Source organism: Priestia sp. AB (assembly GCF_028369225.1).
Lineage (GTDB): Bacteria > Bacillota > Bacilli > Bacillales > Bacillaceae_H > Priestia > Priestia megaterium.
The window spans coordinates 1-10,758 of sequence record NZ_JAQMYN010000038.1 but is presented as its reverse complement, the minus strand read 5'-3'; the positions used below and the strand labels follow the sequence as shown (position 1 = coordinate 10,758).

Annotated in this window: 10 protein-coding genes and 1 pseudogene; 7 read left to right on the top strand and 4 right to left on the bottom strand. The window is 34.0% G+C overall.

Going from position 1 to position 10,758, the window contains the following annotated elements:
* Positions 1-8: 8 nt before the first annotated feature.
* A pseudogene (locus POF52_RS30655) lies at positions 9-104 on the bottom strand (IS6 family transposase); the annotation flags it as partial.
* A gap of 162 nt (positions 105-266) precedes the next feature.
* Between POF52_RS30655 and POF52_RS30650 the strand changes: the two are divergent.
* Together POF52_RS30650 and hutH are read left to right on the top strand one after the other, a co-directional pair.
* Positions 267-1,640, top strand: a complete 1,374-nt coding sequence (locus tag POF52_RS30650) for an MFS transporter (RefSeq protein WP_271998065.1) — start codon at positions 267-269, stop codon at positions 1,638-1,640.
* A 143-nt stretch (positions 1,641-1,783) separates the two neighbouring features.
* Positions 1,784-3,322: a histidine ammonia-lyase gene (hutH, locus tag POF52_RS30645; protein ID WP_271998062.1), complete on the top strand. Its 1,539-nt coding sequence runs from the start codon at positions 1,784-1,786 to the stop codon at positions 3,320-3,322.
* Positions 3,323-4,062: 740 nt separating this feature from the next.
* Here the strand turns inward: hutH and POF52_RS30640 are convergent.
* Genes POF52_RS30640 through POF52_RS30630 form a run of 3 tightly spaced genes read right to left on the bottom strand, consistent with a single transcriptional unit; the run spans position 4,063 to position 6,200 of the window.
* The gene (locus POF52_RS30640; RefSeq protein ID WP_271998059.1) at positions 4,063-4,758 is read right to left on the bottom strand and encodes a hypothetical protein; all 696 of its coding nucleotides are present in this window, start codon (positions 4,756-4,758) and stop codon (positions 4,063-4,065) included.
* Positions 4,755-5,888: an FtsK/SpoIIIE domain-containing protein gene (locus POF52_RS30635; RefSeq protein ID WP_271998058.1), complete on the bottom strand. Its 1,134-nt coding sequence runs from the start codon at positions 5,886-5,888 to the stop codon at positions 4,755-4,757. The genes POF52_RS30640 and POF52_RS30635 overlap by 4 nt, the downstream gene beginning before the upstream one ends.
* A 12-nt stretch (positions 5,889-5,900) precedes the next feature.
* Positions 5,901-6,200 (bottom strand): hypothetical protein, encoded by a 300-nt coding sequence (locus POF52_RS30630; protein ID WP_271998056.1) that lies wholly within the window; start codon positions 6,198-6,200, stop codon positions 5,901-5,903.
* 520 nt (positions 6,201-6,720) lie between these two features.
* On the opposite strand from POF52_RS30630, the gene POF52_RS30625 reads away from it, so the two are divergent.
* The 5 genes from POF52_RS30625 (at position 6,721) to POF52_RS30605 (ending at position 10,377) form a co-directional block, all read left to right on the top strand.
* Positions 6,721-7,275, top strand: coding sequence for a hypothetical protein (locus POF52_RS30625; protein WP_271998053.1), 555 nt, complete (start codon positions 6,721-6,723; stop codon positions 7,273-7,275).
* Positions 7,276-7,676: 401 nt separating this feature from the next.
* On the top strand, positions 7,677-8,375 hold the full coding sequence (locus tag POF52_RS30620; protein WP_271998050.1) for a glycosyltransferase family 2 protein: 699 nt from the start codon (positions 7,677-7,679) through the stop codon (positions 8,373-8,375).
* A gap of 8 nt (positions 8,376-8,383) precedes the next feature.
* The gene (locus POF52_RS30615) at positions 8,384-8,737 is read left to right on the top strand and encodes a DUF2304 domain-containing protein (protein WP_271998048.1); all 354 of its coding nucleotides are present in this window, start codon (positions 8,384-8,386) and stop codon (positions 8,735-8,737) included.
* A 1-nt stretch (position 8,738) separates the two neighbouring features.
* Positions 8,739-9,107 (top strand): EamA family transporter, encoded by a 369-nt coding sequence (locus POF52_RS30610; RefSeq protein WP_177564444.1) that lies wholly within the window; start codon positions 8,739-8,741, stop codon positions 9,105-9,107.
* 25 nt (positions 9,108-9,132) lie between these two features.
* Positions 9,133-10,377 carry an ArnT family glycosyltransferase gene (locus tag POF52_RS30605; RefSeq protein ID WP_271998043.1) on the top strand — a complete coding sequence of 415 codons (1,245 nt, stop codon included), beginning with the start codon at positions 9,133-9,135 and terminating at the stop codon, positions 10,375-10,377.
* Positions 10,378-10,758: the final 381 nt, after the last annotated feature.

The window sequence follows — 10,758 nt, the reverse complement described above, 5'->3', positions numbered from 1 at the left end:
TATCAAATTATTACTACAAGATAGCCAAGATTTTCATTTATCAATATCACACAAATTTTTGAAACATAAGAAAAAGCCAAGGCTTTCTCAAAAAAGCGCTTGGCTACTTATTTATCTCTTCATTTACTTGCTCTTAAATAATCTCACTTAGTGAGATTATTTAAGAGCAAGTAAATGAAGAATAAAATTAATACAAACTCCTCTGCAAGTTATTGCTAATAAAATTATCAGAACATTACTCCAATTGAAGGAGAGGTAAATTTCTTATGGCGGAACACAAATTTAAAATGGATGATGCTCCTCTTAACAAATTTCATTTAAAGATTACTGCACTTACTTTTGGCTCTAATTTTACCGATGGTTATGCTCTTGGTATTATTGGTATAGCTCTTGCTCTAATTGGACCAGAAATGAAACTTAATTCCATGTGGGAAGGGTTAATAGGCAGCTCAGCTTTAATTGGCCTCTTTTTAGGAAGTTTAGTGCTTGGAGGGTTATCCGATCGTGTAGGTAGACAAAAAATATATTTATTTAATTTTCTAGTTGTTTCCATTGCTTCTGTTTTGCAGCTTTTTGTAAACGGTCCAGTAGAGCTATTTATTTTACGTCTAATAATAGGATTTGCTCTAGGAGGCGATTATGCCGTAGGTTCAACTTTACTTGCAGAATTCGCGCCTAGAAAGTACCGGGGTATCTTACTAGCTTCTTTAAATGTACTCTGGACAGTTGGGTATGTTACAGCTACCATAGTCGGCCACTATTTAGGTTCAAATGATACTGAATCATGGCGATGGATGCTTGCTACATCAGCAATTCCTGCAGTTATCGTACTGCTATTAAGAATTGGTACACCTGAATCACCAAGATGGCTTATCAGCATGGGACGTAATGAAGAGGCACGCCAGATTGTTAAAAAATACATTGGGATGAATGCAGAAATTGATGAAAAGATAACAGAGCATCAGCCAAACCAAGGATACCTATCACTTTTTAACAAACAAATTTGGAGGCGCACTACTTTTGGAGGAATATTTTATGTTTGCATTGTTATTCCTTATTTCGCTATTTATACCTTTCTACCTTCAATATTAAAAAGTATGGGATTATCTGAAAATTTCACAGTAGACCTTTGGCTAAATATATTTCTAATTGTTGGATCGTTGGTTGGACTTTGGCTTATGGAAAAACTTTCTCGGAGAAGCTTTACCATTGGAACGTTTGCATTGATGACCATAAGTTTATTTATGCTGAGTATTTTACAGAGGCCTGATATTTTACTTATCACTTTGTTTTTAATGTTTACTTTCATTATATCAGCAGCTTCGAATCTAACATTGACATATCCTGCTGAACTATTTCCAACTGAAATACGCGGGTCGGGAGTAGGTTTTTTGACAGCTTTCAGCCGGATCGGATCTGCTGTTGGAACGTTTCTACTGCCTTTGAGCTTAAATAATATGGGATTAGGTGCAACAATGATTGGAATGTCCGCGATTTTATTATTAGGTACTATTGTTTCAATTATGTGGGCGCCTGAAACAAAATCTCTTTCTCTAAGTGAAGCAAGTAACCCTTTAGAAGATAACCCTTTATATGTAGAAGATGAGACAACCCTAAACTCTATGAATCGTAAAGCTTAAACAAAATAAGGTCAGCTTTTGCTCTCTTATATAAACATTAGATTCTAAAAAGTTAGCACTGTAGAGAGGGAAAGCTGACTACAGAAATTTACTAATAAAAATTAATTTTAGATTAAATACCATCACATTGAGGAGGAGTAACCTTGATTGAAGTAAGAGAAACGAAAGTAGTAATTGAAGACAACCTTACCATTAAGGATCTGGTAGCAGTAGCTAGGCATCATGCTTCTCTAGAACTCTCTGAGAAAAGGAAGAAGTGTATTATTCAAGCAAGGAAATTAGTGGAGAGATTTGTAGAAGAGAATCAAGTTATCTATGGAATTACGACAGGTGTAGGAGAAAATTCAAAAGTTAGAATTTCAACAACCGAGTCTAAAGAAATGCAAAAAAAATTAATCATGAGCCATGCTTGTGGGGTAGGCGAGCCTTTAAAAACAGAACAGGTCAGGGCTATTATGGTTATGATGATTCAAAACTTTTCACAAGGTCATTCAGGCATAAGACTAGAAACAGTGGAAGCTTTAATTAAATTATTAAATAAAGGAGTTACACCCATTGTTCCTAAAGAAGGATCTTTAGGCTATTTAAATCATCAGGCTCATATTAGTTTAGTTCTTCTTGGAATGGGTGAAGCGACATACAAAGGGATAGTCATGAGTGGAAAAGAAGCCCTTGAGTCCATAGGTATTTCTGAACTTGAATTGCATGAAAAGGAAGGACTTTCTCTTATTAATGGAACGGTTGATATGACAGGAATTGGAGCCTTAGCAATTTACGATGCTATGAATTTGCTCAAATCCGCCGACATTATATCTATGATGAGTTTTGAAGCTTTGCGTGGAACCTACTATGCTTTCGATCCAAGAATTAGCCAAGTGAAGCTTCATCCGGGACAACAAAAAACAACTTCAAATATACATAAAATTATTAATGGGAGTAAAATTGCTGAGACATTTAAGGAGTATAGAACTCAAGATGCTTTAAGTATTCGATCAATTCCTCAAGTGCATGGAGCTTGTAAAGATGCTATGAATTATGCAAAGGAAGTGGTGGAGAGGGAAATGAATTCAGCAACTGATAATCCTCTGATTTTTCATGAAGGAGAAAAAGGGGTTGCTATATCTTCTTCTAATTGTCATGGCGAAGCAGTAGCTCTAGCTATGGACTTTTTAACAATTGCTATCTCAGAGTTAGCAAATATTTCTGAAAGAAGAGTTTTTCGACTTTTATCCCCTCAGCTTAGTGAATTGCCTCCTTTCTTAGTTGAGAAGAGTGGAGTAAATTCAGGGTATATGATTTCACAATATGTGGCGGCAGCATTAGTCTCTGATAATAAGGTATATTCCCATCCATCTTCAGTCGATTCGATCCCTACAACAGCAGGACAGGAAGACCATGTAAGTATGGGAACATCTGCTGCTTTGAAAGCGTTGAAGGTTATTTCGAATGCAGAGAAAGTCCTTGGAATTGAGTTGATGTGCAGTGCTCAAGGTTTAGATTTTCTAAAGCCTTTAGAATCAGGAATAGGTACAGAAGCTGCATATCAATTACTTCGACAACACGTTTCGTCACTAGAAGATGACCGAGTCATATCAGAAGATATAAACCAATCGGAAAATTTAGTCCATACAGGAGCACTGGTTAAACAGGTAGAGATACAAATAGGAGAGTTGCAAGTCTAAAAAAGAATTGATATGAACTATTTCTCTACTTAATATAATATCTCTTAACTGAATCTATGTAATGAAGAATCCTTGGGGCGGCGAATTTCCACCAAGGATTCTTTTTCCATGTATATGCTAGTTCCTATAAAAAGTAGGATATTGTATTCTTCTTTATCTATATACTCCATAAAAAACCCCTTTGTAAGGCTTCTTATATCTAGATAAAACAATCTTCCTAGAATTAAGATAATAATTCATAAAAACTAAGTTACTCTTCATAGTAGTATCCATGACAACTTTCATTAAATTAATACTTGTCTTAATCAATTATTAAATTTCCCCTCTATATATTTTTAAATTACAAAAAGTAAAAATATATTTATATATATGCTGTAACCTACCTGAAATAGTATCTTTATAAAAAGAAACACTACTGCCTCTTTCTTGTTATAAAGATATGGTACGATTCATTAGGTCGGTATGATATATTTCATCATGCATTTCAGCTCGTAAAAAGATTCTTCTTTCCTTGTCAGGAGGAGGGAGAAATCTTTTTACATTTATCAAATTTACCCATTATCTATCCATACCGATCTACATGCAAACATAACGTAGAGGTTTATTTTCATACATGTTAGAATCTATCTTTTGTTTGCGCATATTTTTATATGTGTCTTTTTCTTTCTCCTATCTGATTTCTTATTCGATTTGCTCAAAATTAGATAGGAGCTTTTTTTGTAGGCTGAATTTTTAGCACTCTAGGTTAAGTTGATTCTAATTCCACCAGAAGAGGACTGTGTTATCGGTTTTGCTTCCCTCTGTTGTTTAGTAGAACTCTTATATTTCTCCATAAGTTCATGAATACTTGCTACTTGAATAATCCGTATATGCTCTGAAGACACTGCATACCGAACAGGCGTAATCAGAATAACCGAAGGGAAGATAGGTGATCGACCTTCTGGTTGCCAGTGCAACGCTTTCCACTCATCCGAAAAGAAAAACTCCTCGTAAAGATGGATTTTCTCCTGCATTTTCTGTTCTGAATACTGATTTCGTTGAATTTCAATCCAAAAAGGAGATCCTTTGAAAATGCAAAACAGATCGGGTTCAATTCCTCCTTTTTTTCCAGTGGGCTTATCTTCCACAATGACATTCTTAGGCAGACTGTACGAACACATTTGCTTATAGACATCCAAAATAGAAAGAAAATGTAATATTTTTTGAGAGTTCTTCTTGATCTTTGCATCTACAGGTAAATAGACCGTCGGAGAATACTGCTGTGTGCGTTCAATTAGTCCTAATCGATATAAACGTACCATCACACTATTACATGCATTTACGGGCGATTTAAGTTGTTTAAAGAATAGTTCAACTAATGAGTCTCGATCCACGGCTCTAAATTGATTAATAAACGCTATGATGTCTTTATCACGTTGAGATAAACGGAAACTCATCGCTGCTCCTCCGTCCCTAATAACCCAAAGATGGACTGTGATACCACTTCTAGTTCTGGTTCAGGATCTTTCACGAGCGTTTTATAAGGTGAAAGTATCCCCTTACAAGCTCCTTCATCTAAGAAATAGGCTTGAAACTCTTTCACTTCATCAATTTTAATTTTCATGCGGCCCCTGGCTGCAGCATCGATTTCTTCTGCGCCGATTACTCCGGCTACTTTCGCATTTATCGCATCGGCCTGCCTTCCAGAGATCCGAACCCGTAAATTTGCTTTGAGTGCTGAATTCAACAAATCGGCATCGGGACGCTGCATGGCAATAATCGTATGAACACCTAACGCACGACCTTGACTGGCAAACTGTTGAATCATCTCTACGAGATCCGTTTCTCTTTTCACTATGGACATTTCATCAATTACCACAACGATACGAGGCAGCTTAAAAGGTAGCCTGCTGATATGAGTGACCCCATGCTCTAACAATAAATCGCCTCTTCGATACATTTCAGCTCGTAATAAAGCAAAAGGTTTTCTCATTTCCTTTGCCTCAAAACAAAGAGCATCTACATGCTCAATCCCATGAAACAGTCCTAAATCAGCTCGTTTGAGATCCACTAAGACCAAACGTAAATCGTCAGGCGATGTATATTTCACCCATGTGGTGAGGATCACACGCATGAGACTGCTTTTTCCGGCTCCAATTTCGCCAGATATCAATAAGGTTTCTAAATCGGCAAAATCCCATGAAACGGGGTTTCCATAGATATCTTGACCAATGCATATGGGAAGCTCCATTTTCTCAATATGAGGATGAATGACTTCATACCTATAATTGAGCATCTTAGGTAAGCTTTTGTGATGAACGGTAATACTAAAGTTCTTCAGGCTGCCATTTATTTCGATATTGCTGCCTAATACTTGTCGTAAGGCCCATCTTTTTTTCGTTAAAAGTTCAGGATTAATGCCATTCAGTAAGGAAAACGCATATCGAGTGTAGGTGTGCTGATGATCGATCTGGTGGATCTTCGGAAATTGATAGGAGGTACGATCCCCACGCTTTATGACTCGATAAATCTCTGCCGTACGAAACGCTTTAATAAGCTTTCCACGCAATTTTAGTTTCTCAAACATTTAGAACCCTCCTTAAAATATAAACGTCGCAAAGAAGTAAAATAAGGCCCCATAAAAGGTGACAGGCAAGATAAAGCGCATTATCTTTGAAAACTGATCGACTAGATCAATCACACCCCACCGTTCTAATATTCGTTCGATGATAGCAATTCCTAAGACAATACCTCCTATGGTTAGAATGGTAGGATCAAGCATGGCAACTGGACTAAAAGGAACAAACGAATAAGCGTTAAAAGGACGAGGATTTATGGAGGAGGTTAAAGAAGGTTTCTGAAAGAAGTTTCGAAAGTTAAACCATTTTGTTTTTCTCATGTTGATACCTACTTTCATTCTTTTTATTTTTTCGCTTTTCATGTCTCAGTTATTTCAGCTCAACCCATCCGGTCGCCCCCTTCGCCTCTTCGGCTCAGCTCCCTTACAGGTTCCACAAACGGCTTCACGAGGCGTATACAGCTTGTATTAACGCGGTAGCGATATTGAACTAGATACTAATTAGATAATGAGGTTAAGATTCTTTAGATACTATGTAGCTACTGCAGTAAGTTTGCATGTCCAGTCGAAAAATAAAAAAGAACCCTTACTGCAGTAGGGGATTAGTAGGTAGTTATGTAAGATGTACTTGATTTTTATATGCTAGGGGTTATCCTAATCAATTACCTTTTCATGAAACGGACAAGGATTACAAAGGCATTAGGAGGACCAAAGGTATGTTTTTTCCGTCAGCTAGGCAGACAGACCCTTATATTTAGTGTAAGATATCCATATAAATTAAATTTTGTATATATAGAAAGGGTTCACCATGAAGGCATTTACGAAAACAACGTGCATCTCCATGACAATTGCCACTATAATGACGGCTTGTGGTACAGATAATACTGTTAATTCTGCTAAAAAAGCTGAAAAAGTACAAATAATTAATGCAATAGATGGAGAACAAAATAGGAGTGAAAAAATTCTTAAGCAGGAAAGGCATAAAGCAAAGAGACTGCTAGAAGAAGGGATTCTAATTTACGGTCAGGGCATTAAAGGTAACTATAGTATTAGATCTATACAAGAGGCCACATATAAAGAAAGTAATAAAAATTTCGGTATAGTTACAGCTGAAATTAAAGTTAAAAATATACGCAAAGATAAGAAGCCTTATAATCTTTCAGAATTTAAGTACTTTGTGAGGGATTCAAAAACGGGTGATACTTTTAAGGGTGAAGCAATTCCGTCTAGACTTGAAGAGTTTGAAAACCTTCCTTCTAATGCAACTATAAAGTATGATATCGTATTTAAAGTTAAGAAGAAGGACAACTTAAACGATAATTATCTATATATTGATAGTGATATTGAACCTTCTTCAAGAATAAGTTGGCACCTCAATAACCTAACTAAGAGATAACAATTAATTAAAGGAGCCAATGAGGCTCCTTTTTCACTTTAATCTTAGCGTTTAAAACCAAAGTGAAATGGGAAAATATGAATGTTATGACCAAATCATAGTATATTTCTTTTTCTTATTTTCAGGATGTTTAACATTTATTAAATAAATTAAGTATCGGAATGTTTATTCTGTGTGAACCAATATATTGTTATTTAAATTTAATTAGTCCTCTAAACTATAAAACTAATATTAAGGTATAAAATAACAGATTATGGTGATACAAAAATATGTTGAAATATGAAAAATATTAAGTTAATGTTACAAATGGAGTGCAAAAAGAAACATAAACAAAAAAAGAAAAATACAGGCTAATTAACTATATGGGTTCCATTAATAACTAGCATGAATTTTTTAATGGGGTGAAAGTTTTGACGAAGAAATCTCTTATCATTATTCCTGCTTTTAATGAAGAAGCTAGTATTACAGATACAGTAAAGAGTGTAGAGGCATTAAAAGAATTTGATTACATTGTAATTAATGACGGGTCTAAAGATAAAACACTTGAAATACTAGAGAAAAACCACTTTAATTATTTAGATTTACCAGTTAACTTAGGGATTGGCGGAGCAATGCAAACAGGATATAAGTATGCTCTACGAAATAACTACGATTATGCTGTTCAATTAGATGCAGATGGCCAACATAATCCAAAAGATCTGAAAAAACTTATCGATGAGATTGAAACAAAAGATTATGATATGGTAATTGGCTCAAGATTTGTTGAAAAAACAGCATATAAAGGGAGTTTTATCAGGAGATTAGGCATTTTTTATTTTTATAAACTAATTCATCTTTTAACAGGAAATAAAGTTACAGATCCTACTTCAGGTTATCGAATTGTAAACAACAAAATAATTAAAGAATTCTCTGAGTATTATCCGCAAGATTATCCTGAAGTGGAGGTAGTTGTAGACTTAGCTAAAAAAGGATATAAAATTAATGAAATACGAGTAGATATGAATGCTCGACAGGGCGGAGTTTCATCAATAACTCCGATTAAGTCTATTTATTATATGATTAAAGTTACGTATTTTTCGCTAGTGAGAAAGGTATTTTAGGTGGTTTTATGACAGCTGTACAAATTGTTTCGATATGCATTGCTTTAATATTTTTTATTCAGGTACTAATTTATACAAGTAAACACAAGCTAAAGGATCAAGTGGCTTTTTTTTGGATGATGGTTTCTTTATCAGGAATCATTATTGCTATATTATTACCTATTTTTAATAAAATAACTCATAAAATAGGGATCGCGTATACACCTTCGTTACTATTTTTATTAGCTTTTATCGTTGTTTTAAATATTTTGATTTACCAAAACATCATTTTATCAAAACAACAAGATAAATTAAAAGATTTAACTCAACAAATAGCATTTCTAAAGCATAATTTGCAAACAAAAGAAAAGGATCGTCGTTAAAATGAATCTTGTAAATTTTTTATTAATATTAGCTAATACTCTAATGTTAGTTTCGGGTCAATTTTTATGGAAATTTGGCCTTCAATCTAAATCTAATGTTTTTGAGTCTTTCTATTCTGTTATCAAATTATTCTTATCTCCCTACGTTCTTTCAGGCCTTTTTCTTTATGGTCTAGCAACTGTTCTTTGGCTCTTCATTCTCACACGAGTGCCTCTAAGTGTTGCTTATCCTATCCAAAGTATTGCCTATATTTTGGCTGCTGTGGGAGCATATTTTGTATTTGGAGAATCGATTACTGTTTATAAAATTATTGGATGTACATTTATTATGATAGGAGTAGCATTTATAGGCTTTACTTCTACTCAGTGAGGCCTAATATGCAAGTGTGTAATTTATGAAGTTAAATAAATATTTAATAGCTATCCTTTTATTAGGATTTTGTTTAAGAATATTAACATTTTTTATATATGGTTATGATTTAAATTTACAAAGTGATGATGCGAACTATCGTGTTAGCGCTGAAGTTCTCTTAAAAACAGGCATGTTAACATACGTAGAACACACAATTCCAACTGTCCATATTATGCCTGGGCAAGTTTGGTTGTTGTCGTTACCTATTTTATTATTTGGACCTGGAAATGCTAGCTTAATCGCTACAAAAATTATGTTTGTTCTCCTGGGTACATTAAGTATATATCTTCTGTATAAAATTGGAGTTAAATTATTTAATAAAAAAGCAGGTTTAATAGCTGCCTTTTTATTAGCAATTTACTTGCCCCAAGTACTTATGGATAATATCACGTTAACAGAGGGCCCATTTTTACCTGCTTTTCTAGCCCTTATTTATTTTAGTCTCAAATTAGTAGAGAAGAAAAATATGAGTACATTCTTAATAATGTTACTGTTCTACTTTATTGCTTTGTTTTTGCGCGTTCAAATTGCTTTATATCCTTTATTTTTGTTCATTTATTTATTAATTAAAAAGTATCCTTTTAAGCTTATGATGAAACAGTTCTCTGTAAGTGTAGTTCTACTATTGATTGTTATGGGACCATGGTGGATTCGTAACTATGCAGCTTATAATCAGTTTATTCCTTTAACAGGAGGGAGTGGAAATCCTCTTTTACTGGGAAGCTTTTATGGGCAAGGAATTACTCCCGGAAACTATTCAGAAATTGTTGAACAAATTAACAAGGAACACCCCAACGCAAACAAGTACGAAATCATGGAAGCTCAAAAAGAAGTAGCTAAAGAGAGAATTAGCTATTGGTGGAAACATAATCCAAAGTATTTTATAAAGAGTTATCTTTATATAAAGCCTCAACTCTTATGGCATAAAGAATATTTCCCAAAGGAAATCTTTTTACCATTTGATGTTGTTAATAAAATTGGTAATTACTTGAAAATAATTGGATTCGCATCATTAATAGCAGTTCTATTGCTATTAAAGAAACAAAGAAAAGAGCTTATTTTCTTAGCCTTACTTTTGTTTTTCCAAACTTTCTTTAATAGTAGTATCTTATCTTTCAACAGGTATGCTTTACCTATGATGCCAATTCTTTTTATTATTATTGGATGTTTAGGAGCCTTTGTTATTAATAAACTTAATACCCCTGTAAAAGAAGACACAATTGAATAAAGGGATGTTACATTTATATATTTCTGTACTTTGTTAATATCCTCTAGTATAACCAATACCTAAAAATAAGCTGCGGATTTCCGTAGCTTATTTTTACATACATTGATGAATATATATCTATACCATTAATACTAAGAGATAAGAATAATAGAATAATCGACAAAAATAGTTCTAAGGAATTTCTAAAAGGTAAAAAAATACTATTTTTTTACATATTTATATGATAAAATAATTAGTGCTTTGCATACAAGATATAGCTCGGAGGAATTAATTTGAAAAAAGTTTTAACATTAGCACTGGTTTTATCTGTATCTTTTGGACTGTTAACCTTTCTTGGTACAGACAATGCGCAAGCTGCTGGAAAAGAGTATGTACGATTAG

Bases quoted from the DNA above. Each gene is read 5' to 3' on its own strand.
- POF52_RS30650 (WP_271998065.1), top strand. From the start codon at position 267: ATGGCGGAACACAAATTTAAAATGGATGATGCTCCTCTTAACAAATTT.
- POF52_RS30625 (WP_271998053.1), top strand. From the start codon at position 6,721: ATGACAATTGCCACTATAATGACGGCTTGTGGTACAGATAATACTGTT.
- POF52_RS30640 (WP_271998059.1), bottom strand. From the start codon at position 4,758: ATGAGTTTCCGTTTATCTCAACGTGATAAAGACATCATAGCGTTTATT.
- POF52_RS30630 (WP_271998056.1), bottom strand. From the start codon at position 6,200: ATGAGAAAAACAAAATGGTTTAACTTTCGAAACTTCTTTCAGAAACCT.
- POF52_RS30635 (WP_271998058.1), bottom strand. From the start codon at position 5,888: ATGTTTGAGAAACTAAAATTGCGTGGAAAGCTTATTAAAGCGTTTCGT.
- POF52_RS30610 (WP_177564444.1), top strand. From the start codon at position 8,739: ATGAATCTTGTAAATTTTTTATTAATATTAGCTAATACTCTAATGTTA.
- POF52_RS30605 (WP_271998043.1), top strand. From the start codon at position 9,133: ATGAAGTTAAATAAATATTTAATAGCTATCCTTTTATTAGGATTTTGT.
- POF52_RS30615 (WP_271998048.1), top strand. From the start codon at position 8,384: ATGACAGCTGTACAAATTGTTTCGATATGCATTGCTTTAATATTTTTT.